Genomic DNA, 22,319 nt, shown 5'->3' with positions numbered 1-22,319 from the left:
CGTCAGACCTCTCCTTGTTCCATACTGATTACATACCAACGTCCGCCTTCTTTGACGAGCTCAAAGCGGTAATGATCCGTGATCTTGGCTCCCGAAGCCAGATCCTCCAGCAAGACATCACAATCGGCAAGATAGACATCCTGTTTTTTGCGGACGGTAAGCTGTTTCATCTCGGAAAATGACAAGATTCCGGTCAAACCCGGCAAAGATTGATTATTTTTTTCAAAATAAGCGATTTCTTCAGATGTTCCGGTGGTATACACCTTCCAAAAAGATTTCATGAACTGTTCCACTTCGTCACGAACCTTTTGATCCACCGCTTCCCCGCCACTTTCTTTCCGGTTCTCTTCCTCCTCAGCGGGTGCCTTGGCAACCGGCGGCGGGATAAAACGGGGGTATCCCACGACAAGATAGGACTCACCGGCTTTCTTGACGGGAACAATCATATACCGGTCCACTCTCTTTTGGTCATTGGGATTGTTCACGTTGCTCAGAATGGTTTCGGCATACACCGTCACTTCCGTCACACCGGACCGGTCATCCCTTTCTTTGACCGCCCATGCACTCACGTTGCGGGCATAAGAATTCCACTGAACCTGTTTAAAATCAAGCCCCCCTTGCACATCCATATTCGGTTTCCAAAAGGGTTTCAACCGCTCTGCCCTGGATTCCTCTTTGCCTTGCGTCCAAAAGAGATATTCTCTGGCGAATTGTTCTGCAAAAGCCAGTTCCCCGATGACAGGCTGCGTGTTTTTCTGTGCAGGTTCTCCGGCTGCTTCCAATTGGCGCGGGGGCAATTGAATCAAGCCGAATTGAATGGCCAAAACCACCGTGGAAACACATGCCGTGTAAATAATGAGCAGCCAAAACAAAATCCTCGGAATCTTGCGGCGAATGATCGGCCGTTCCATTTTTCTCCTCCTTAATGATCTGAGAAGTCACTCAAGTTTTATCATTTTTTCTGCCTGGATAATGTATCGTTTTGGAGCCGGCCCGACATATGTGAACGGATAGCAGGTTGTCAGAGTGAGTACCGGTTTTTCATGCGGAACGATCACCGTGCGGTCATCCGGGGTGGTGATCCACGTTTTGGTAATCGTATATGCAAATTTGCCGTATTCAGATTGGACGATCAACGAATCTCCCGGTTTCAACCGGCCGATTTTACGGAACACCGTGTCCCGGTGTCCCGATAAAACGGCGTTATCCGGTTCCCCCGGAAGCACACTCCCGGCAAAATGCCCGACTCCTTTGTCCAGCTCATCCTCATGCGTTCCCTCAATGATCGGCATTTTGGCCTCCAACCCGGGAATGATCAAATCAGCAAAATGTTCCCCTTTCTTTGGCCTTTTCTCCTCGGGGACGATCAGCCAATCCTCTTGCGGGGAAGAAACGTTTCCGGTCTCCACCACCGCTTGGGAAACGGCCTCCGACGTGGTTTCCACCGTTTGCCGTTTCAGGAAATACGAAACCCCTGAATAACCGGCATAAAAGGCTCCCAGAATCACGATCGAGAGCGCGACGGCTTTGTCCCATTTCAAGACGATTCCACCTTATTCTTGCGGAGAACGTAAACAGAGCCCAGCATGGACAAAGCGCTTCCCAACAAAACGCCGTTCAAGTCATTCCCGGCGGTATCCGGCAAAACCCCTCCTTCTTCCGTTTGCGGCCGGTTTTGCTTCTGATTTTGTTCCCCGTCACCGGCTGCCGCCAACTGTTTGGTCTCAGACCCGTCGTTTTCATTATTTTCAGCGTTTGCCGCTTTGGGCGAATATTGCTTCTCCTCGATGGACTCTTTTGGCTTCGTCACTTCGGAGACAACCTGGTTTGCCACCGGGTTTTCTTTCCGTACTTCGGATGGTTTCACTTCCTCTTGCTGTCGGGATTCGGGTTGTGCGGATGCTTTGGGAACTTCTTGAAGATTCGACACGGGCGGACGCTTCTCGTCAGAGGATGAATTTTCCATGTCTGATGGTTTATCGGATGATACCGCTTCTTTTTCCTTCACTTTTGGGGAATCGGATGGAATGACCGCTTTGCCGATGTCTTCAGGAATTTCTTTCATGGAGGGAAATTCTTTCTCTGTTGGTTGATGATCCTTTTCAGGTTTCGGGGTTTCTTGCTTATTTTCCAATTCCACCGGTTGGTCCGACAAATTTCTTTCCAATTCTTTTCCTTCAAACTGCGGTTGCTCGATTTTCCGGTCCAACTTGCTCGGAGGCTCATCCAGCGGATGTTGGCCGGGTCCGAAATCGCTGTTGGCAAAAGCGGTTCCCACTCCTGCCGACAAGCCCGTCACAAGGCAAACCGACAACGCCGCCGCCATCTGATTCACGTTTTTTCCCGCCAACGGCTTGGGTTTGCGCCGGTTTCCCCTCGGATTGGGATATTCAAGGTCAAACTGCCTCAACAGGCTGGAGTAAAGGTTTCGCGACTGAACATCTGTACGAAACGACTCTAAAATTTGTTTGGGATCTTTCACTTCAATCCCTCCTGTCCCTCATTAAAAATAAACAGCGAAAGAAAAACTCCATGCCAAACCGGTTCAGTCAAGCATCAGGCGGCCATTCATCCGCCCGGCTCCAATCACTTCTTTATCAAAAATGGGAGCAGACATCCTCCCCCCTTGTAAAAACCGTCGTCATAACTCTTCCTTTTCCATATAATATTACATAAATCGTACTTTTTTCAACACAATTTTGTAAAATTTGCAGATGCGAATTTTTTATCAATTTTATTCTTTTGCACACATTTTTTCAGCCGGGACTTGTTTTTTTGACGGTGTTATTATTTATAAAAATAAATGATTACAAGCAAAACATTATTTTTATTAATATATTATTAAATTTTTTATATTAAAAAAGCCGTTTTTTTTCATCTGCGACATTGCAGACCAAAAAAAACGGCAATTTTTGTGAACCGGCCTTTCCCTGCGTGATTCAAGCTGTCCAATGAATCATTCTTTTCTCTAAATTTCCTGTAAAAAGCTCCAGCACGATGCCATCCGGATCTTTAAACTGAACGGACCATCCTCCTCCCCGGTAAACCGGTTCCCTCACCATCTCCACCCGATGCTCTTTTAACAGGGAAACTGCTCGAAAAAAATCCGGTTCCCGGATGGAAAAAGCCACATGGTCCATTCCCGGGCCGGCTGCGATGGAACCATCATCCGGCCTTTCCAATAAGCATATCCAGGCATTCCCCCATTCCAGATAAACGTCCTTCCGGCCTTTGTGCACCAGTTTCATTCCCAAAAGACCGCAATAAAACCGAAGACTTTGCTCCAAGTCCCTCACTCTCAGGGTGAGGTGATTGAAACCGCTGACGTTCATCCGCCCTTCTCCTCCGTTTCCGTCACACCGTCACATGCAGTGTGTATGTCTGGCTTCCGACCAGGCGGCGGTAGGAATCCACCATTTGATAGGGGATTTCAATGGAGTAGGACTGTTTGAACAGGTTGGGGGAAAGACGCAACCGGTCTTTTCCTTCCCAGATCCACTCATACCGCTTCCCCTGATAGAAGATCCCGTCTTTATACAACGGGAAGGTATTTTCCCCGGGTTCATTGAGGCAAACAAAAAGCGACAACTGATCACAAAATTGCAGCAACCGGAAGTTGCGCGCGATATTTTCTTCTTCGGTTTCCGTGAAATATTCCCGCAACTGATTTTGTCTGGCCAATTCCTGTTCCCGGAACCTGCGGCAGGCGGGATCGGTCTCATTGGTAAAAAAAGAAGCGTAATGCTTGCTGCATAAAAAACCGGCATAATGATCATTGGCAACCACTTTGGAAATCCCCCGGGTATAGGCTTCCAATTTGGGCAATAACGGATATTCGTAAAAGCTGACCGGATGATTGGTTTTTTCATCCCAAAGCACGGATCGGTCCAGCTCTTCCCACCCGATATCATGGTGGGAAATGGCAAACAGCGTTTTGGCGAGGGGCTGAATCGGCTCATCGATGTGCGCCGCCATTTCCCCTGCGATCAACGCATGGTCATGTTGTTTAATCAGAATGAAATACTTCCCCCGTTTTCTGACGATCATTCGAAGCCTCTCCTTTTCAAGCCCTTTACACCGCTTTATAAAGCGTCATTCATAAACAAAGCCGCATCGGGTTCCTGTTCATCTTTCTTTTGATCTTTTTTTCCTTTTTGCTCCGATTTGCACGCTTCTTCCATCAACTTTACAAGGGCTTCGTTGAAACTCAGGTTCCTTTTTCGGCAATAATGCTCAAACGACCTTTCCAACTCCCTCGGCAAAATCACCACCCGTTCCGACTTTGCCGTTTGAACCTGATCCACATTTTGCTGTACAAACCGTTGAAAAACATCCATCATAGCTTCCCCCTTTCTTGTAAAAAGAAAAGCCAAACTTCCAAAACAAGAAATTTGGCTTCCGGGTCTCACTCCATCTGCTCCAGATCCAACGGGTTTCCCCACTCGTTTTCATAAATCAGTTTGGACAAATCCAAGCGGTTTTTCCAGCCTTTCTCTTCCAGCATGGGCCTGGGCCGGAATTCAACCGGATACCCGATGCAAAGATAGGCAACCAACCGGACGCCTTCCGGCAGCTTCAAAAGTTTCTCCGTTTTCTCTTGATCCAAAATGCTGACCCAGCCGATTCCGATGCCCTCGGCACGGGCTGCCAGCCACATGTTTTGGATGGCCAGACACGTGCTGAACAAATCGGTCTCCGGCATGGGCCCGCGTCCCAACACAAAAGGGGCATCGCGATTCCGGTCACAGGTGACTGCCACATTCACCGGCGCTTCCATGATCCCTTCCAACTTTAAATCCCGGTACAACTTTTTCCGCTGGGCTTCCGGGATTTTCTCCAATTGTTCATGGTTGGTCTTGATAAATTGATCCTTAATGGACCGGCGCAATGCATAAGAGTTTACAAAAATAAAATTCCACGGTTGCATAAACCCGACTGAAGGCGCAAAATGAGCCGCCTCTAAAATTCTCTTCAACGCATCCTTGGGAACCGGCTTACCTGAAAAATGACGGATGTCCCGACGGGCGCGGATCACCCGGTAAATCACTTCCTGTTCCTCTTTGGAAAAAGTATCGTGCAAACGAATGCCTCCCTCATTTTCACCCGGTGACAAGAATGCCTTGCCGGACATTCGCTTTCGGTGGCCGGAACTTTGTTCGGCCCTCACTTCTATTATATTCCTTTTTTAAGATGGTTTTCTACAGAAGATCTGATGTTTCACGGCGATCCACCCTGACTTTGGCCTGCCGGGTTTGGAAATCCCAACGGGGATAGTAAGCGTTTTTCACCAGCAGATTGGGCCCGGCACAACGTGCTTCTTTGCAAAAACAATGAACTTCTTTGGCAACCGGACTGTTGAGCCAACGGTCAAACACATCGCTGAGCCGGTCCCGATGAATGTTTCCGAGCGGAGGAACATCCCCGAAGTCGGTCACAATCACATCCCCGGTGAAAACATTCACATTCAACCGGTTGCGTCCGTCCGGATCTTGGCGGACGGTCACGTTGTCCTCCTGATGCAGACGCCTCCACAATTCGCGGTCTTCTTCCCGGTCACTGCACGGATAAAAAGGAAGGGTTCCAAACAAAATCCATACGTCCGGATGCCGGTGGTCCAACAGTTTCCACACGGTTTCCCGATATTCATCCAGGCTCAAAAGCTCCATGTTTTTGGCAAAGTCACTGGGGTACAAAGGATGGACTTCATGCCGTTTGCATCCCATTTCTGCAACGGTTTGGTGCATTTTTTCAATATATTTGGCCGTAAACGGGCTCAAGAGGGATTCCGCCGAAACAAAAACCCCCCTTTTTGAAAGCTCACGGGCATTATCGATCATCTGTTCATACAACCGGTCCGCCACTTTCGGGTTGATTTCCTTTCCGAAGTTTTTAAAGGCCATCCGGTAAAAATCTTTTTCATCCCGGTAATTATATGAAATATGCAGGACATCCAAATCGTCAATCCAATCCAGATACCGGTTCAGCGGCAACGTAAGATTGGAATTCAATTGCGTGTAGATCCCGCGCTCCTTGCAATATTTCAACAAGGGTTGGATGGTGTTTTGGACGACTTTGGGATTTAAAACCGGCTCGCCGCCGGTGATGCTGACCGTTTGTAAGGTATCGATCTCCTCCAAAGCCGCAATCAATTGTTCGACCGGAATCGGAATGCCTTCCCTTTCCACCAGTTCCTCCCCGACCGCACAATGTTCACAGCGAAGATTACACAACTGTGTCACTGTGAATTCCACGCTTGTCAATTCGTACCTGCCTTTTTCAACTCTTGTATACCAAGGGTCCCAAGGATCCCAATCAGGTGTCAGTTCTTTTTTTTCATTTGTCATACTTATCATGGCCATTGCTCCTTTTAACCAGCCTGCAATACATGAAACACTGTTTATGAATATAACGCAACGATCTTTCGGGCGCAATGCCCGCTTATTTTTACAAAAAGCTTCCGTATGTAACAAACCGGTCGATCTGTTTCTTTAATTTAACCCCATTATTACATGTACTTTACATTTACCCGAAATCAAAGACAAACCATTCCCGGGGCCGCTATAATAAAATCAACAAAGAGGTCACGGAGGGAAAACACCAATGAATCACGCATCGGTTGGATTATTTAACGCAGTGTTGATGAGTGTTCCGGTTTGGACGATGATTTACTTCGGCATCCGCTTGCTGGCCGGCTGAACCTGATCATACACAGAAACCAATTCACTGGAGAATTCACGGGAGGTATGCCAGATGAAACCAATGGCAGGATTATTTAACGCGGTGTTATTAAGCATTCCATGTTGGGGACTGATCGGTTATGGAATTAGTTTGTTGGTATAATCAGTGGATCTTATAAACGCCTTCATCCGGGAAAACAAGGATGAAGGCGTTTTTTATTTACTCCGTTTTTCCTCTCCTTTATAATAACTCTTTAGATAGAAGCAGAGAAGAGGTGAAGCCGCGATGAGCATCGGACCAGCCTGGCTGCAGTGGATCTATTTGTTCTTTTGGATTGGTTTTCTCGTTTTTCTCGCCATTGGCGGTTATTTTATGTTTCGCAAGTTTTTAAAAGCCCTTCCCAAAGAAGATGGAAAATCGGTTCTTGATTGGCAGGAATATTACATAAAAGAAACCCTTCATTTGTGGAATCAGGAGCAAAAAGAACTTTTAAACGAACTTGTCCAGCCGGTCCCCCAATTGTTCCGGGATGTGGCCAAACAAAAGATTGCGGCAAAAATCGGGGAATTGGCTTTGAAAGACCAAGCCGAGGCATTAAATGAGGAATATATTATCCGCGGTTATATTCTGGCCACCCCGAAACGGGACCACAAGTGGCTCATCAAAAAACTGAAAGAAAAACAGATTGATCTTTCCAAATACCAACATCTTTTGGAATGACACGGAAAAAACTTGCCACTTCCCGCTCAACGTGGTAAACTTAGGTACATAATGAGTTAAAAAGCTGGTATCGTAAGTCAAGTTTCATCTTGTGGCCTCTTGTTTCGAAACAATAGGTTTTCAAGTGCTTGAGTTTGGCCGCTTTTTAATGGAAAGAAGGAGGCCCTGAGATGAAGGGAACAGTGAAATGGTTTAACGCCGAAAAAGGTTATGGATTCATTGAACGCGAAGACGGCGGAGATGTATTTGTTCATTATTCGGCCATTCAATCTGAAGGATTCAAAACACTTGAAGAAGGCGAACCTGTTGAATTCGACATTGTGGAAGGAGACCGCGGTCCCCAATCTGCCAATGTCGTACGTTTGAACTCCGTACGCTGATTCAACACAGACAACAAAGCACTTTCCAATGGAAAGTGCTTTTTTCATCTTTTTTCAAATCATCCGCAGCAGTGCTTGCCGTCCGGTCATCCCCGGCTTGATTCCTTTCTCCTCCGCCGTATGCGTGACCGATTCCAGCGGTGCATCCAACAACTGCTCCAAGGTTCGGACCCCCAGCGCCCGCGCCGCAATGATATTCCGCTCCGAAAGCCGTTCATTTAACAACGCGACATCCAAAGCACCACACATAATATATCCTTTATCGGTCGTAATCACCAACAAGGTTGTTTTCGGCAATTTGACTTCGATTCCCAAAACTTGCTTTCCTTCAATATCCAAAGGTTTCAATTGGATCATCCGATTCCCTCCTCATGCGAACCGTTTTTATACAATGTATGTGCCACAAACGGTGCATGTGAGGAAATCTTCCGGATCAATGATAACGGGTGACCGGGGAAACCGAACGCAAACGGGGCAATTTCCCGTCCTGAACCATTTTCAGCTTCAACATTTCGACCAGATAAACTCCCAGCATTTGCGTGATTTCATCATCATCCATCTGCTCAATGAGCTGCATCATATGTTCACGGGACTGCTCCTCCAGGATGCTGAGTACAATGGCCACGGCATCTTCTTCATCATCATTTAATTGATCGCGATACAAATCGTAAACTTCATCCACAAAACTCATGCAACAACCTCCAAATCCTTATTGAATTCATGGGACTTACGTTCGTTCTCAGTTGCCGGCTTTGAAAAACCTGCGTTCTTTGCATCGTTCGACGGCCACCGGTTTCTTAAGCTGATAAGCCAGCAAATCCCGCAAAAACTCAGGAAGAAAGTACTTGATTAACCTCGCGTTTTTTAAAGACAGATAACCGGCCCCGAATATAAACATATCAATCATGCCCACCAAATAGGTTTCCTCTTCTTTCCATTCCCCTTTTTCCCCAAACCGGATGGATGTAATCTTTTGATACGGCTTGCGCTTCGGGTCAAACCGCACCTCGATTCCCGATACACTCAGGGTCCCCAAAATTTCTCCGCGAAAGCCGAAACCGCGGATCGGTTTTTGTTGAAACTCTGAAAGCAGAGACTCTTCCAGCGCATTTTTCAAATCCCTTCCGCTGATTTCAACCAACACCGGATTAATCGGATGCGGACACGTCTGGTGAATCATTTCCAAGGTAACTGTTCCTTTGGGCAAATCACACAATAATTGACCGCTGTTGACCAAGGCCACATCCGCCCCGACCCAATCCCGGATACTGTCCGCCAACAAATTGGCAAAAGGCGACTCCGCATTCCAGTCGACGGTGAGCGGTTCCTCCAAACGGGCAACGGGTTGGGCCAAGTTTTGCTCGGCCCGCTCTTTGTAGCGGCGAATCAACAAATTGATGCTTTCATCAGGCACCTGCCCTGCCAGATCATGGCAGCATGCGGTTACATCCTGAACCGACCGGGTGGTTTCATCAAAGAAAACCGTCACTTGGCCGACCGCCTGCCCGAATTTACCCGCTGCAGCCAAATATGTATTTCGCACTTTCTCGGCTTTTTCCAGCAAGTGATGGGTATGTGCGCCAATGATGATGTCGATTCCGTCAATTTGTTCGGCCAGCTTCCGGTCGTTTCCCAAACCCAAATGGGAAAGCAATACAATGATGTCCGCCTGGTTGCGCAATGATTCAACCATTTGCCCAAGGATGGCAAAAGGATTTTTCACCTGCCAGCCCATCATTTCATACACCCGGGGATAAGGGATCGTCGCCGCCAGAAAACACACACGGATGCCGCCGGCATCTTTCCATTCGTAAGGAACAATCCAATCCGGCCGTTCCACCCCGTTTACATCAAAAACATTGGTGGACACCACCGAAAAAGGCGCATCATCATACAACATCCCCAATTGTTCTTTGGAAAAGGTCAACAGTTCATTGTTGCCAAAAGTAACCATATCGTAACCGGTTCTCTCCAGCAAAGCGCGGTTGACCCTGCCGTCGGTCCCTTCGGTTTCCAACCGGAACCGGTCCATATGGTCCCCGATATCCAAAAGAAAATGCGGTTCTCCTTTTTCTTCGAATTGCTTCTGCAACAAATCCACTTGCGTGTAAATCTTCCCGGCCTGATCCAAATGACTGTGCAAGTCGTTGGTATGCAATAGATGAATTCGTTTCAATCGGCTCAAGAAAATCCCCTCACCCCTGTTTTTGGCTGCGACATTCTCACAACTCTTCGAAAAAAGTCAGCTGTCTCGGAGCCAGTCCGCTAAAGGTAAGATTCAGTTTGCCAATCATCTGCTTGGCATTTCCGGCTGCGTCCCCTTGTGAGTTGTTGTTGAAAAGCACGGTCACCTGACCTGTCCGGTGCTTTAACTGCTCGATGATATGTTTCCATTCATCCAATTCTTCGTCCGAATAGCGGTACGCATACCGCACATCCCGCCAGTTGGGTTGCCCGGTGTTGTTCCATCCTTCCAAATTCCTTCCGTGCATGCGGATGAGGGCATGCTGCGGATGGGTGACTTCGACAACCGGAGGAACCGATCCTTCCCCCGCCTGGGGTTCATCGCAAATGGTATGGATCAGTTTTTCCTCCCGCAAAAAACGAAGGGTGGAAGATTTAAACCGGGGTAAAAACCAGCTTTGATGCCGGAACTCAATCGCCACCGGATAATCACGAAATGCTTCGCGAACCCGCCGGATATATTTCACATGCTTTTTGGTGCAGTCAAACCACGGTGGAAACTGAAACAGCAACATCGACAATTTTCCATGTTTGATCAACGGTTCCACCGAATCTTTCATTTCCTCCACCAGCTCCATCCACGTCCGGACCGGAGCACGCTCCAGGCGGCCATGTCCGGTCAGCTCCCGGTAAGCCTTCACCACAAACCGGAAAGAAACCGGTGTTTCCTGTGCCCAACGCTCCATCCTGTCCGGCGGGGCAATGGCATGGAATGTACTGTCCAATTCAACCACCGGAAAATGACCGGCATAAATGGCCAGTTTCTCATGGGACCGGGTTCCGGGCGGATAGATGTCATGGTCGCCCCACCCGCATAAACCCACCTGAACCGGGTTTATGATTTCGCTCATCTTTCCTCCGCCTTTCCCCAATTCAACAAAAGACTAAATATCTTTTATTTTACCATTTGTATAAAGCAAAAAAAATGAAAGGCATCCGGAACCCCCCTCTCCGCCGGCAACCAAAAACGGGGAAAGGGGCGCAAGCGGCTTCCCGCTTTGAAATCCGGCATAGACTTTCTATTTATAGAAATATAAAATAATGGCAGACTCCTTTAAATGCAAATTCCGATGAGGGGGCCGGATTCATGCCGTCCTATTATACCATTCATCAGCATGTCGTAGAGCAAATCAAAGAGTATTGCTATAAAAAATACCCTGACGAAGGGTATGGTTTTTTAGCGGGACATCTCACCACCATCACGCATTTTTTTCCCGTTCCCAGCCAAAACCGCACACCTTGTTCATTGGAACCGGAACCCAGCGCCTATTTTGACATCATTAAACAAATCCGTTCCAATCAATTGGAGTGGCTGGGCGTCATGCGTTCACACCCGCTGACTCAAGCCTACCCCTCAAACCGGGATCTGTCTGCATGGAGTTTTGCAAACAAAAGCTTGTGGATCATGTCCTTAAAGGATAAAGAAATGCAATTTTGCGCTTACTATATACATGATCGCAAAGCCATTCCGCTCATGTTTAAGATCATCGAATGAATGTAGAACAGGAGTTTACACCATGAATGAACAGATTTCAGCATTGCACACCGACAAATACCAACTGACAATGATGTATGCCCACTTTAAAAATGGAACCCACCACCATCAGCGGGCATTTGATTTATATTTTCGCAAACTTCCTTTCGGCAACGGATATACGGTTTTCGCCGGGCTCGAAAGAGCCGTTCACTATTTGATGAATCTGCGTTTTACGGAAGAGGACATTGAATATATCAAATCCTTTGACGAACCATTTGACCCGGCGTTTTTCGATTACCTGAGAAACTTTCGTTTCACCGGAAATATTTATGCCCTCCCGGAAGGAACCCTTACGTTCCCGGGAGTTCCCATGCTGCGTGCCGAAGGCTCCATCATTGAATTGCAATTGATCGAAACCGCGCTTCTCAATTTTATCGGCTTCCAAAGCCTGGTCGCAACCAAAGCGGCAAGAATCCGGCATGTGGCACCCGATGAACAGCTCATGGAATTCGGGACCCGGCGTGCACAGGAAAAAGACGCTTCCATCTGGGGCGCCCGCGCCGCTTATCTGGCCGGTTTTGATGCAACCTCGAACACATTGGCCGGGAAAAAATTCGGCATCCCCACCAGCGGAACCCACGCCCATGCATGGATTCAGGATTTCCCGAGCGAATTGGAAGCGTTTCGCGCTTATGCCAAAGCATTTCCCGACCATTGTGTACTTTTGGTGGACACTTACAACACCTTGCGAAGCGGCCTTCCGCATGCCATCCAAGTTGGAAAAGAACTCAAAAAACAAGGAAAAACCCTGAAGGGAATCCGGATCGACAGCGGGGATCTCGCTTATTTGTCCAAGCAAGCCCGCCGGATGCTGGATGAAGCCGGACTGACGGAAACAAAAATCGTCGCCTCGAGCGACTTGGATGAATTCACGATTTTAAACCTGAAATCGCAAGGGGCTAAAGTGGATTCATGGGGAATCGGCACCAAACTGATCACGGCTTATGACACCCCCGCCTTGGGAGCCGTGTATAAAATGGTTTCCCGCTATGAAAACGGGGTGTGGGAACCCACGATCAAAATTTCTTCCAATCCGGCCAAAGTGACGACACCGGGCCGTAAAAACGTATACCGGATTCTCGACCGGAAAAACAAAGCACACGGTGACTTGCTCACACTCACCGATGAACGAATCGATGAAAACAAACCGCTCACGCTGTTCCATCCGGTTCACACGTTCCGCCGCAAAAAAATGAAGCGTTTTAAGGCGGTTCCGTTATTAAAACCAATTTTTCAAAACGGAAAACTGGTTTATGATCTCCCTTCACTCAGCGAGATCCGCGCTTATCACCGGGAACAGCTTTCCCAGTTTTGGGAAGAATATTTACGGATCTTAAACCCTGAAGAATATCATGTGAACTTGTCGACCAAACTTTGGAAAACGAAAGAAGAAATGATCCAAAAAGTGTATCAAACGATCAAAACCGAGGAAAACGGCCACACTGAATCATCCGATGATTCCACCCCGTGAAAAAAAATCAGTCAAAAAGGACCTGCTTTGGAGCAGGTCCTTCTTTTTTGGGATTAAGTCGTAAATTGTTCTGCTTCGGTCGACTCTTTCAAAGCGGTGGTCGATGAAGTTCCACCCGAAATGACCATGGATACTTCGTCAAAGTAACCGGTGCCCACTTCACGCTGGTGCTTGACGGCCGTATAGCCTTTTTCCTGACTTGCAAACTCCGCCTGTTGCAATTCCGAGTAAGCGGCCATTCCTCTTTCACTGTAGCCTTTGGCCAGTTCAAACATTCCGTGGTTGAGTGAATGGAAGCCGGCCAGGGTGACGAATTGGAATTTATAGCCCATCTTCCCGAGCTCTTCCTGGAAGGTGGAAATCGTTTTTTCATCCAATTTTTTCTTCCAGTTGAAAGACGGTGAGCAGTTGTAAGCCAGCCATTTGCCGGGATATTTTTCATGGATGGCTTCTGCAAACCGGCGCGCTTCCTCCAGGTTGGGCTCGGACGTTTCACACCAGATCAGGTCGGCATACGGAGCATAAGCCAATCCTCTTGCAATCGCGGTGTCCAGACCGTTTTTCAGGTAATAAAACCCTTCCGGAGACCGCTCACCGGTGATGAACGGATGATCATAGGGATCGATGTCGCTGGTGATCAATTTGGCGGCATTGGCGTCGGTCCGGGCAATCAAGATGGTGGGAACCCCCATAACGTCCGCTGCCAAGCGGGCTGCAATCAGGTTGCGAATCGCTTGTTGTGTCGGAGTCAACACTTTTCCGCCCAAATGCCCGCATTTTTTCTCGGAGGCCAGCTGGTCTTCAAAGTGCACCCCGGCGGCTCCGGCTTCAATCATCGCCTTCATCAACTCGAAGACATTCAACGGCCCTCCGAACCCGGCCTCGGCATCCGCCACAATCGGGGCAAACCATTCTCTTTCCCTTTTTCCTTCCGAATGCTCAATTTGATCAGCTCTTTGCAAAGCCTGGTTAATGCGTTTGACCACATGCGGAACACTGTTGGCCGGATACAAGCTTTGGTCCGGATACATTTGTCCGGCCAGGTTGGCATCGGCGGCAACCTGCCAACCGCTCAAATAAATGGCTTTCAAGCCGGCTTTCACTTGTTGGACCGCTTGGTTTCCCGTCAAGGCACCCAGTGCGCGCACAAAGGATTCTTCTTCCATTAATTTCCACAAACGCTCAGCCCCTCTGCGGGCCAAAGTATATTCGATTTTCACCGATCCCCGCAATTTCAGCACTTGTTCAGGCGTATACGGACGTTTGATTCCCTTCCAGCGCGGATTTTCTTCCCAATCTCTTTTTAATTCCAACGCTTCTTGTTGTTGAGTCATTACGCTCATCCTTTCTTCTTGATGAAATCAATCCAGATAGCGGGAGGCATTCAGGGTCAAAAATTCACTGAATTCATCCTCGAACACCAATTCTGAAAATATTTCTTTTGCCTGGCTCAACACGCTGTCATCCTGCGCATTCTTGCGCAATTTGTTGAATTCCTGATCAATCCACTGGCGGACCAATTCCGCATTGATTTTCCGGCCGTCGGACAAAATTCCTTTTTCATGCCGGATCCAATGCCAAACCTGCGCCCTGGAGATTTCCGCCGTGGCGGCATCCTCCATCAAATGGTCAATCGCAGCGGCTCCGGATCCTTTGAGCCATGCCTCCAGATACTGCATGGCCACCCGGATGTTTTTCCGAAGTCCATATTCCGTGATCATGCCTTCCGGCACGGCCAACAGATCTTTCGCCTCGATCTTGACATCTTCTCTCTTCTTGTGAATTTGGTTTGGGGTAGTCATATATTGATCAAAAACTTCCCTTGCCACCGGAACCAAACCGGGGTGAGCCACCCAGGTCCCGTCATGGCCGTCTTTGGCTTCTCTCTCTTTATCCAAACGCACTTTTTTCATGGCTTCCGCATTGGCTCTTTCATCATGTTTGATCGGAATCTGTGCGGCCATTCCTCCGATGCAGGGGGCATTCCGGCGGTGGCAGGTTTGAATGGCCAGCAAGGTGTATGCCCGCATAAAGGGCACGGTCATGGTCACCCGTTCCCGGTCCGGCAGAATCACATTTTCATGGTTTCTCAAACGTTTCAGATAGCTGAAGATGTAATCCCAACGGCCGCAGTTTAGTCCCGCCGAATGCTCACGCAATTCATAGAGAATTTCGTCCATTTCAAATGCGGCCATGATGGTTTCAATCAATACCGTGGCTTTGATCGTTCCCTTCGGGAGGGAAAGCTCATGCTCGGCAAACAAAAAGACATCATTCCACAACCGCGCTTCCAAGTGACTCTCCAGTTTGGGAAGATAAAAATAAGGACCGGACCCTTTTTCGATCAATTTTTTGGCATTGTGGAAAAAGTAGAGGCCGAAATCGACCAATCCTCCCGGAACCGGATTTCCATCCACCAAAATCCGCGTCTCATCCAGATGCCATCCGCGCGGCCGTACGATCAACACAGCCGGGTTCTCTTTCAGCCGGTATTCTTTTCCGTCCGGATTGCGATATTCAATGGTCCCGTTCACCGCATCCCGCAAATGGATTTGACCGCCAATGGTGTTTTTCCAGGTCGGGGAATTGGCATCTTCAAAATCGGCCATAAAAACGTTGGCTCCGGAATTCAGCGCATTAATTACCAATTTCCGGTCCCCGGCCGGCCCGGTGATCTCCACCCGCCGGTCCTTCAAATCCTCCGGCAACGGGGCAATCTTCCAATCCCCTTCCCGAATGTGTTTGGTCTCCGGCAAGAAATCCGGCAATTCCCCCTGATCCAACCGTTTCTGCCTTTCCTTCCTGTTCAATAACAGTTTGTCTCGCATCGGGGTGAAAGCACGTGCCAACTTGGCAATAAATTGCAACGCATCGTCGGACAAGATTTCCCGATATAAGGGCGGCACCTCTTTAGAAACCCTGATTCCCTCTGACACCAGCTCAGTCATTCCATGATTCCTCCCCATTTTTGGCCACCTGTTATTATATAACAGATCCTGATTTCAACATTTATATTAGCACAGTTTCTGTTATATAACAACAGAAAAATTCATTTTTTTCGAATTTACATTTCAAAAAATAAAAAAGCCGCTCCTCGGAGCGGTCCACCGGCTTAAATATCGATATCCAATTCAGTACATTCCTCATCGAGAGTCAACTCGAATTCTTTGATTCCCGCCTCGAATTCCGGGTCGGGTAATTCAATCTTGATTTCTGTCGGATCCCATTCTTTTCCCATTCCTTTTCCCCCTTTTTTTTGGATGAATGGCGAATCAGAAATGGAAATAACCCAACGGATCGATGGCAAATGATTGGTGATTATTAATATATTTTATACAATATTTAAATTATTCCTTTTACAATATGAAAAAAGATAGCGGTTCTTTCATCTTTTTCAAATCAGCCCATCATAAGATGGACTGATTTGAATCTCACCCTTCCGCCCTTTTTTGGCGCCACCGGAGCAGAAAGAACCGGTACAGATGGCTCAACACCACCTTCGCGACGGCATAAACCGGAACCGCCAACAACAGCCCCAAAAAACCGACCAAGCTTCCGGCAACCAAGAGCAAAACGATAATGGTCAACGGATGAATGTTCAAGCTTTTTCCCATCACCAGCGGAGAAACCAGATTCCCTTCAATCTGTTGAGCAACGATGGCGACCACCAGCACTTTGACCACCATGCCCGGAGAATCGATCAATGCAACAATCACGGCGGGGATGGTTCCGAGAAACGGACCGAGAAACGGAATGACGTTGGTAAACATGGTGATGATGGCCAAAATCAATGAATACTCCAAGCCGATGATCAAATATCCGATGTAAACCAAAACCCCGACACAAACACTCACCAATATTTGTCCCTTGATGTATGAGCTGAGCGCAAAATCCATATCCGACAAAATCCGCAATCCCTGATCCCGTTCTTTTTCAGGGAGCCATTGCAAAATAAAATGGGGAAAGCGATCCCCTTCTTTTAACATGAAATAAAGAATGAAGGGAACCGTGATAAAAACCATCACGATATTGGCGAGCACCTGGAAAAAGTTGGCGACATTGGCGCCGATTGCTTTATAACTGGAATTCAAATAGTTGGTTACATAAGTCATGATTTTCTTCCAATCCAGGTTGTCACTCACCCACGGATGATGGCTCCACCGGATTAACTCTTCTTTGGCCGCATCCGTGATCGCCGGCAAATTTTGGATTAAATGGGTCAACTGATCCTGAAGAACCGGTACCACCAACGAGCCGAGCAAAAACAACAAGCCAAAAATGGCAAGGTAAATCAACAAAATGGAGATGGTACGGGGAATCTTTCTCTTCTCAAGCCAGCGGACCAACGGCCGGAACAAATAAAACAAAATCCCCGACAGCAAAAAGGGAAAAAACAAGGTTTGCACCAGCACCACCAAAGGCTGAAAAATAAAGTTCACTTGATTCGCCAGCAAAATAATCAATAATATAATAATGATCCCATATCCGATCCGAAATGCCTTTGTATCCGGCATAAGCTTTCAACTCTCCCATCTGTCCCGTTTTTTCAATTGTCCAAAGGTGGCATTAATCATCCCGCCTAATATCAATATCATCGCAGACAAATATATCCATCCCACCAATACAATAATAGCACCCAGATTTCCGTAAATATGTGAATAATTGTTGATTGAAGCATAATAAGAAAAAGCCAGCGAACTGAGTTGCCAGCCGATCGTCGAAAAAACGGCCCCGGGCAAAGCTTCCATCGTGCCGATTTTCCGGTTGGGGGCAAATTTGTACACAAAGAAAAACACCAGAAACAGAACACAACTGCTTAAAATCCACCGCAGCCAAATCCATACTTCATAAAAAAAGTCACTCAACCCGAGTAAACCGAACACAAACTCTCCGATGATCTTTCCAAACACCGGCAAAATCAAAGAAACCGTGATGGCGATCAAAAGCCCCATCATTAAAACAATCCCCAAAAGCCACTGGATGAAAAACGGCCGGGTTTGTTTGACCTGATAAGCATTATTCAAGATGCGGATAACCGACTGAAAAGCGATGGAAGCCAAATATAACGTGACGATCAGACTGACCGAAAAAATTCCTCCCCGCTGTTGATCCAATATGATCCGCAAATTGTTCTCCACAAGCACATACGTATCTTCCGGCGCAAAAGGCCGGATCAAACGCAGAATGTTATCGCTGGAAACGGGAAGGTATGCCAGCACGGTTACCGTAAACAATAAAAACGGAAACAAAGACATCAAGAAGTAATATGCCAACTGGGCGGCAAGATCATAAAGCCTTTCTTTTAAGATCCGTTGTTTCAATTCCCTGATGAATTCCCAAAACACCATGTTAACCTCCAAAGCTGAACCATTTTATTTCAACTGCAACGGTTGGATCACCGGAATCCTTTTTTTAATTTTTTTTTCGTCTTTTCTGCTTTTTTAAACCTCCTTCTTTTTCTTCTTACTTTTATTTCCTTGTCCCGTCTGCTTTAGTAGTGACAAATTTAAAAATCCCGCAAAAAACTTCCTTTTATATTTAAGAAGTTTAAAAAACACTCATTCCCATTTTTTTTAAAAAGGTGTAATATAATAATAATTAACGGATTGTGAGGTGATCGGTTTGAAACAATTGGCCCTTCACGAAATCGGTGAAGTGATTCGCAAGGTTCGAAAAGACCGCGGTTTGAGATTGGAAGACCTTGCCGATGAAAACATATCACCGGCGACGGTTTCCAACATCGAGCGTGGGGTCGCTCATGTGAGTCCTGAGAAAATTTCATATCTTCTGGAAAAATTGAATCTCCCCATGCGTAAATTACCAGAAATGCTCATGAAAGAGCAAGAAAAATTAAAAAAAGTTAAGTTCGAACTTCTCTCCATTGCCACATTGCGAAGAATCGGCCTGATCGATGAAGCATTAAAACGCCTGGATGCGCTTAATCTGGATGAAAACAACCCGTTCATCGCCCAGGCATACTATTACAAAGGCGAATGCTACATGAGCAAGCAAAAATGGAAACAGGCTGAGCGAACCTTGTATAATGCCCTTCGCATTTCACAGCAAAACCCTTATAAAGAAAGCAATATGGAGGCAGCCAGTTACCTTTTGCTCGGCTTGATCCGTTACAAACAAAACAATATCGAACAGGCCTTGGAAATGACAAACAACGGCATCGAAGCATTTAAAGACTCAGGAGATAATCAGCACATCAAATATTTATTATACCGCAACAAAGGGGTTTACCTCCAGCGCATGGGACGAATCACCGAAGGGATGCGCCTGGTTCAAGATATATGGGATATGATCCCCCAGATCAACGACATCAGCACCCTGCTCAGTTTCTATTGGTTGCGTGCCGAATTTTCCCGCTTGTCCGGCTTGTTGGATGAAGCCATCGATTATGCGACAGAAGGCATCGAGATTTCGAGAAACAACAAGCAGTATGACAGCATGTGTGATTTGTGGACGGTTCTCGGCAGTGTTTACACCGCGAAAAAAGAATGGGAAATGGCAGAAACTTCGTTCAAAATGGCTTTGAAACTGGAAGGAAAATTCCCGCCTGACCAGCGGCTGACCACGGTTTACACCCGCCTGGGCATCCTCTACATCAAACAAGGCCGCAACGACGAGGCCAGCCAGACGTTAAAAACGGCGATCAGGTTGGCTGAAAAGTTTAACGACGCTCCCCGCTTAAGCACCAGTCTCATTATTCTCGGTGATTTGTGCCTGATGTGCGACCAAAGGGATGAGGCAATTTTAACTTATAAGAAAGCGCTTGAAATAACTCAAAAACATAAGTATCAGGATAAAGAATTCAAAATTTGGTTTAGTTTGGCACGCTGTTATGACGGATATGATGAAAAGGAATTTCAGAATTGCATGCGAAATATGTATAATGTAAAAAAAGGTTTTAATAGATGGGAGGTAGAGGATTATGAAAATAACATCTAAATTTATTTTCTCCGGGGTTGTGGCTGCTGCAGTGGGATTGACCGGATTTGCCTGTCCCGCGGTTCATGCAGCTCAAAGTGAACCGGGCGGATTGATCGCTCCCTTTCAAAGCGAACCGGGTGGATTATCCATTGAAGCGGATCCCTCCCAAAGCGAACCGGGCGGATTGGCAACTCCTTTTCAAAGCGAGCCGGGCGGACTTTAAAATTGGAAGATTCATGCATTGGATCCTCTTCAGAGGATCTTTTTTTAATGCCGTTAAGTCTTTCGGTTTTCGATGAATGAGGAGATATGATATACTTTTGTTCATGTGATACGGTACACAAAAAAGTGTCCCCTTACCCTTCGACAAAGAAAGGATGTATCAAATGAAGGAAATGGATGCACATCAAATCATTGAGTTTATTCAAAAAAGCGAAAAAAAGACTCCCGTGAAAGTACACATTAAAGGGGATTTGGAACATATTGATTTTAAAGGTGCCAAAACTTTCATCCAAAACGGTGTGGGTGTTGTTTTCGGCGATTGGAAAGAACTGCAACCCATTCTTGAAGAAAACAAAGATAAAATTGAAGACTATGTCATCGAAAACGACCGCCGAAACTCGGCCATTCCTCTCTTGGATTTGAAAGACATTCCGGCACGGATTGAACCGGGCGCCATCATCCGCGAAAATGTGGAAATCGGGAAAAATGCAGTCATTATGATGGGGGCCATGATTAATATCGGAGCCGTCATTGGCGAAGGAACCATGATCGATATGAACGTGGTGGTCGGCGGCCGCGGAACCATCGGGAAAAACTGCCACATTGGCGCAGGTGCCGTGATTGCCGGCGTGATTGAACCTCCTTCTGCAAAACCGGTCGTAATTGAAGACGATGTCGTGATCGGTGCCAATGCCGTGATTCTGGAAGGGGTCCGGGTCGGAAAAGGAGCGGTTGTGGCCGCCGGTGCGGTCGTGACCAAAGACGTTCCCCCAAACAGCGTGGTGGCAGGAACCCCGGCACGCGTCATCAAATCCATTGACAGCCAAACCCGTTCCAAAACTGAAGTGATTCAGGCATTGCGCGAACTTTAAAACATCCCGGCCCCATTCAGGAGCTCATTTTATATTTGCAGGAGGAACAAGTATGTCAGACTGGCAACATCTGGATCAAACGTATCTTTTTCCAACCGTCCGGCGGCTGCCGGTCACCATTGCCGCGGCCGAAAACAATTGGTTGATCGACACGGAAGGAAAGCGCTATTTGGATCTGTTCACAGGCCTTGCCGTCAATATTTTGGGGCACTCCCATCCCCATTTGATGAAAGCGTTGGATGAACAGGGACACCGCTTTTTACACATCTCCAATCTTTTTCTCAATCCGCCGGCCATCCGCCTTGCTCAGCGGCTGGTCCAAAACACCGTCGGCACCGGCCGGGTTTATTTTGGCAATTCCGGAGCCGAAGCCACCGAAGCAGCCATCAAGCTGGTCCATAAATGGTCGGTGAAACATGCACCGGACAAAAAAGGGATCGTCGTGATGAAAAACAGTTTCCACGGCCGTACGTTGGGCGCTTTAAAATTAACCCGCCAACCCGGGGTGTATCAGGATTATCCGCTGATTGACTATCCGGTTTATGAAGTGGAAGCCAACCAACCGGAAGAATTGGTCCGGGTTTGTGAAGAAGCCAGGCCCGCCGCCATTCTGGTGGAACCGATTTTGGGATCCGGGGGCATCATCCCGCTGACGGAAGAATATCTGCAAACCATTCAACAGATCTGCCAATCCAAAGAAATGCTTTTCTTGGTTGACGAGATCCAAACCGGGCTCGGGCGCACGGGCACCCTTTTCGCCTATCAGGCTTATTCACTGAAACCGGATTTGATTTTGTTTGGAAAAGGGATCGGAGGCGGCTTGCCGCTGAGCGGAATCATCGCCGGCGAGAAACTGCAAAATGAATTCCGACCCGGGGATCACGGAACGACCTTTGCCCCTTCCCCGTTGAGCGCCGCCCTCGGAAATGCGGTGTTGGATGTCTTATTGGAACAAGGCATGTTGGAACAAGGAAAGAAAACAGCCGGTTTGCTGTGGTCCCGTTTACATGAACTCAAAGAAACCTTTCCAACCCTGATTAAAAACATCCGGGGACGCGGCATGATGATCGGAATCCGGACCAATCTTTCCCCGGAGGCGCTCCAATCTTTGCAAAAAAATCTGATGGAAGACGGAATTTTGGTCAATATCACCGCCGGGACCGTGATGCGGCTGCTTCCTCCCCTGACACTGACGGAAGAAGAAATTGACACCCTCATGAACGCGTTGAACAAACACCTGCAAGCAAGAAAGCAATGAG

General features: G+C 47.4%; 25 protein-coding genes. 8 read left to right on the top strand and 17 right to left on the bottom strand.

Going from position 1 to position 22,319, the window contains the following annotated elements:
• Positions 1-2 precede the first annotated feature (2 nt).
• From I8U21_RS05255 to yfkAB, 8 genes are all read right to left on the bottom strand, one after another.
• Positions 3-911 carry a conjugal transfer protein gene (locus tag I8U21_RS05255; RefSeq protein ID WP_181732235.1) on the bottom strand — a complete coding sequence of 303 codons (909 nt, stop codon included), beginning with the start codon at positions 909-911 and terminating at the stop codon, positions 3-5.
• 27 nt (positions 912-938) lie between these two features.
• Complete coding sequence (locus I8U21_RS05250) at positions 939-1,541, bottom strand: class D sortase (RefSeq protein WP_232333992.1); 603 nt, start codon at positions 1,539-1,541, stop codon at positions 939-941.
• On the bottom strand, positions 1,538-2,482 hold the full coding sequence (locus I8U21_RS05245; protein ID WP_198053427.1) for a hypothetical protein: 945 nt from the start codon (positions 2,480-2,482) through the stop codon (positions 1,538-1,540). Before I8U21_RS05245 ends, I8U21_RS05250 begins: the two co-directional genes overlap by 4 nt.
• A gap of 457 nt (positions 2,483-2,939) precedes the next feature.
• Positions 2,940-3,332, bottom strand: coding sequence for a VOC family protein (locus tag I8U21_RS05240; RefSeq protein ID WP_181732233.1), 393 nt, complete (start codon positions 3,330-3,332; stop codon positions 2,940-2,942).
• 22 nt (positions 3,333-3,354) lie between these two features.
• Positions 3,355-4,047 (bottom strand): DUF3891 family protein, encoded by a 693-nt coding sequence (locus I8U21_RS05235; protein WP_181732232.1) that lies wholly within the window; start codon positions 4,045-4,047, stop codon positions 3,355-3,357.
• A 35-nt stretch (positions 4,048-4,082) separates the two neighbouring features.
• Positions 4,083-4,337, bottom strand: a complete 255-nt coding sequence (locus I8U21_RS05230; RefSeq protein WP_181732231.1) for a hypothetical protein — start codon at positions 4,335-4,337, stop codon at positions 4,083-4,085.
• Between the two features lie 68 nt (positions 4,338-4,405).
• The gene (gene bluB / locus I8U21_RS05225) at positions 4,406-5,080 is read right to left on the bottom strand and encodes a 5,6-dimethylbenzimidazole synthase (RefSeq protein WP_198053426.1); all 675 of its coding nucleotides are present in this window, start codon (positions 5,078-5,080) and stop codon (positions 4,406-4,408) included.
• A 118-nt stretch (positions 5,081-5,198) separates the two neighbouring features.
• On the bottom strand, positions 5,199-6,353 hold the full coding sequence (yfkAB, locus tag I8U21_RS05220) for a radical SAM/CxCxxxxC motif protein YfkAB (RefSeq protein WP_232333993.1): 1,155 nt from the start codon (positions 6,351-6,353) through the stop codon (positions 5,199-5,201).
• A gap of 610 nt (positions 6,354-6,963) precedes the next feature.
• On the opposite strand from yfkAB, the gene I8U21_RS05215 reads away from it, so the two are divergent.
• Both I8U21_RS05215 and I8U21_RS05210 read left to right on the top strand, forming a co-directional pair.
• The gene (locus I8U21_RS05215) at positions 6,964-7,398 is read left to right on the top strand and encodes a DUF2621 family protein (protein WP_198053425.1); all 435 of its coding nucleotides are present in this window, start codon (positions 6,964-6,966) and stop codon (positions 7,396-7,398) included.
• A gap of 170 nt (positions 7,399-7,568) precedes the next feature.
• On the top strand, positions 7,569-7,778 hold the full coding sequence (locus I8U21_RS05210; RefSeq protein ID WP_037994743.1) for a cold shock domain-containing protein: 210 nt from the start codon (positions 7,569-7,571) through the stop codon (positions 7,776-7,778).
• Between the two features lie 54 nt (positions 7,779-7,832).
• Here the strand turns inward: I8U21_RS05210 and I8U21_RS05205 are convergent, their stop codons facing one another.
• The 4 genes from I8U21_RS05205 to I8U21_RS05190 form a co-directional block, all read right to left on the bottom strand.
• Positions 7,833-8,135, bottom strand: coding sequence for a YunC family protein (locus tag I8U21_RS05205; protein WP_181732229.1), 303 nt, complete (start codon positions 8,133-8,135; stop codon positions 7,833-7,835).
• A gap of 76 nt (positions 8,136-8,211) precedes the next feature.
• A complete protein-coding gene (locus tag I8U21_RS05200) occupies positions 8,212-8,469 on the bottom strand; it encodes a DUF6154 family protein (protein WP_049719637.1) in 258 nt (85 codons plus the stop codon).
• A gap of 48 nt (positions 8,470-8,517) precedes the next feature.
• On the bottom strand, positions 8,518-9,963 hold the full coding sequence (locus I8U21_RS05195) for a bifunctional metallophosphatase/5'-nucleotidase (RefSeq protein ID WP_198053424.1): 1,446 nt from the start codon (positions 9,961-9,963) through the stop codon (positions 8,518-8,520).
• A gap of 37 nt (positions 9,964-10,000) precedes the next feature.
• A complete protein-coding gene (locus tag I8U21_RS05190) occupies positions 10,001-10,873 on the bottom strand; it encodes a DUF72 domain-containing protein (RefSeq protein WP_181732227.1) in 873 nt (290 codons plus the stop codon).
• A gap of 236 nt (positions 10,874-11,109) precedes the next feature.
• Between I8U21_RS05190 and I8U21_RS05185 the strand changes: the two genes are divergently transcribed.
• Both I8U21_RS05185 and I8U21_RS05180 read left to right on the top strand, forming a co-directional pair.
• The gene (locus tag I8U21_RS05185; protein WP_037994753.1) at positions 11,110-11,517 is read left to right on the top strand and encodes a M67 family metallopeptidase; all 408 of its coding nucleotides are present in this window, start codon (positions 11,110-11,112) and stop codon (positions 11,515-11,517) included.
• Between the two features lie 22 nt (positions 11,518-11,539).
• Complete coding sequence (locus I8U21_RS05180; protein WP_198053423.1) at positions 11,540-13,030, top strand: nicotinate phosphoribosyltransferase; 1,491 nt, start codon at positions 11,540-11,542, stop codon at positions 13,028-13,030.
• A gap of 53 nt (positions 13,031-13,083) precedes the next feature.
• Here I8U21_RS05180 and aceA read toward each other — a convergent pair whose 3' ends face one another.
• From aceA to I8U21_RS05160, 5 genes are all read right to left on the bottom strand, one after another.
• Positions 13,084-14,364, bottom strand: a complete 1,281-nt coding sequence (aceA, locus tag I8U21_RS05175; RefSeq protein ID WP_198053422.1) for an isocitrate lyase — start codon at positions 14,362-14,364, stop codon at positions 13,084-13,086.
• A 27-nt stretch (positions 14,365-14,391) separates the two neighbouring features.
• Complete coding sequence (gene aceB, locus I8U21_RS05170; RefSeq protein ID WP_181732224.1) at positions 14,392-15,978, bottom strand: malate synthase A; 1,587 nt, start codon at positions 15,976-15,978, stop codon at positions 14,392-14,394.
• Between the two features lie 164 nt (positions 15,979-16,142).
• Positions 16,143-16,268 (bottom strand): hypothetical protein, encoded by a 126-nt coding sequence (locus tag I8U21_RS15160; protein ID WP_255516933.1) that lies wholly within the window; start codon positions 16,266-16,268, stop codon positions 16,143-16,145.
• A 193-nt stretch (positions 16,269-16,461) separates the two neighbouring features.
• Positions 16,462-17,544, bottom strand: a complete 1,083-nt coding sequence (locus I8U21_RS05165; RefSeq protein ID WP_198053421.1) for an AI-2E family transporter — start codon at positions 17,542-17,544, stop codon at positions 16,462-16,464.
• Positions 17,545-17,550: 6 nt separating this feature from the next.
• Positions 17,551-18,375 (bottom strand): YihY/virulence factor BrkB family protein, encoded by an 825-nt coding sequence (locus I8U21_RS05160; protein WP_181821671.1) that lies wholly within the window; start codon positions 18,373-18,375, stop codon positions 17,551-17,553.
• 277 nt (positions 18,376-18,652) lie between these two features.
• Between I8U21_RS05160 and I8U21_RS05155 the strand changes: the two genes are divergently transcribed.
• The 4 genes from I8U21_RS05155 to I8U21_RS05140 all read left to right on the top strand — a co-directional run bounded on the left by I8U21_RS05155 (position 18,653) and on the right by I8U21_RS05140 (position 22,318).
• Positions 18,653-19,984 carry a helix-turn-helix domain-containing protein gene (locus I8U21_RS05155; protein WP_198053420.1) on the top strand — a complete coding sequence of 444 codons (1,332 nt, stop codon included), beginning with the start codon at positions 18,653-18,655 and terminating at the stop codon, positions 19,982-19,984.
• Positions 19,968-20,189, top strand: a complete 222-nt coding sequence (locus I8U21_RS05150; protein WP_181732220.1) for a hypothetical protein — start codon at positions 19,968-19,970, stop codon at positions 20,187-20,189. The genes I8U21_RS05155 and I8U21_RS05150 overlap by 17 nt, the downstream gene beginning before the upstream one ends.
• Before the next feature lie 163 nt (positions 20,190-20,352).
• Entirely contained in the window at positions 20,353-21,060 is a 708-nt protein-coding gene (gene dapD, locus I8U21_RS05145; protein WP_181732219.1) for a 2,3,4,5-tetrahydropyridine-2,6-dicarboxylate N-acetyltransferase, read from the top strand.
• A 52-nt stretch (positions 21,061-21,112) separates the two neighbouring features.
• The gene (locus I8U21_RS05140; RefSeq protein WP_181732218.1) at positions 21,113-22,318 is read left to right on the top strand and encodes an aspartate aminotransferase family protein; all 1,206 of its coding nucleotides are present in this window, start codon (positions 21,113-21,115) and stop codon (positions 22,316-22,318) included.
• The last annotated feature ends 1 nt before the right edge of the window (position 22,319 follow it).

It is taken from the genome of Thermoactinomyces sp. CICC 23799 (assembly GCF_016055145.1).
Lineage (GTDB): Bacteria > Bacillota > Bacilli > Thermoactinomycetales > Thermoactinomycetaceae > Thermoactinomyces > Thermoactinomyces intermedius.
Note: the sequence above shows the minus strand (reverse complement) of the source record. Positions and strands in the feature narration are given on the sequence as shown.

Bases quoted from the DNA above. Each gene is read 5' to 3' on its own strand.
- I8U21_RS05185 (WP_037994753.1), top strand. From the start codon at position 11,110: ATGCCGTCCTATTATACCATTCATCAGCATGTCGTAGAGCAAATCAAA.
- yfkAB (WP_232333993.1), bottom strand. From the start codon at position 6,353: ATGATAAGTATGACAAATGAAAAAAAAGAACTGACACCTGATTGGGAT.
- I8U21_RS05190 (WP_181732227.1), bottom strand. From the start codon at position 10,873: ATGAGCGAAATCATAAACCCGGTTCAGGTGGGTTTATGCGGGTGGGGC.
- I8U21_RS05180 (WP_198053423.1), top strand. From the start codon at position 11,540: ATGAATGAACAGATTTCAGCATTGCACACCGACAAATACCAACTGACA.
- I8U21_RS05235 (WP_181732232.1), bottom strand. From the start codon at position 4,047: ATGATCGTCAGAAAACGGGGGAAGTATTTCATTCTGATTAAACAACAT.
- I8U21_RS15160 (WP_255516933.1), bottom strand. From the start codon at position 16,268: ATGGGAAAAGAATGGGATCCGACAGAAATCAAGATTGAATTACCCGAC.
- I8U21_RS05240 (WP_181732233.1), bottom strand. From the start codon at position 3,332: ATGAACGTCAGCGGTTTCAATCACCTCACCCTGAGAGTGAGGGACTTG.
- I8U21_RS05150 (WP_181732220.1), top strand. From the start codon at position 19,968: ATGAAAATAACATCTAAATTTATTTTCTCCGGGGTTGTGGCTGCTGCA.
- I8U21_RS05165 (WP_198053421.1), bottom strand. From the start codon at position 17,544: ATGCCGGATACAAAGGCATTTCGGATCGGATATGGGATCATTATTATA.
- aceB (WP_181732224.1), bottom strand. From the start codon at position 15,978: ATGACTGAGCTGGTGTCAGAGGGAATCAGGGTTTCTAAAGAGGTGCCG.
- I8U21_RS05140 (WP_181732218.1), top strand. From the start codon at position 21,113: ATGTCAGACTGGCAACATCTGGATCAAACGTATCTTTTTCCAACCGTC.
- dapD (WP_181732219.1), top strand. From the start codon at position 20,353: ATGAAGGAAATGGATGCACATCAAATCATTGAGTTTATTCAAAAAAGC.
- I8U21_RS05210 (WP_037994743.1), top strand. From the start codon at position 7,569: ATGAAGGGAACAGTGAAATGGTTTAACGCCGAAAAAGGTTATGGATTC.
- I8U21_RS05200 (WP_049719637.1), bottom strand. From the start codon at position 8,469: ATGAGTTTTGTGGATGAAGTTTACGATTTGTATCGCGATCAATTAAAT.
- aceA (WP_198053422.1), bottom strand. From the start codon at position 14,364: ATGACTCAACAACAAGAAGCGTTGGAATTAAAAAGAGATTGGGAAGAA.
- I8U21_RS05215 (WP_198053425.1), top strand. From the start codon at position 6,964: ATGAGCATCGGACCAGCCTGGCTGCAGTGGATCTATTTGTTCTTTTGG.
- I8U21_RS05230 (WP_181732231.1), bottom strand. From the start codon at position 4,337: ATGGATGTTTTTCAACGGTTTGTACAGCAAAATGTGGATCAGGTTCAA.
- I8U21_RS05255 (WP_181732235.1), bottom strand. From the start codon at position 911: ATGGAACGGCCGATCATTCGCCGCAAGATTCCGAGGATTTTGTTTTGG.
- I8U21_RS05205 (WP_181732229.1), bottom strand. From the start codon at position 8,135: ATGATCCAATTGAAACCTTTGGATATTGAAGGAAAGCAAGTTTTGGGA.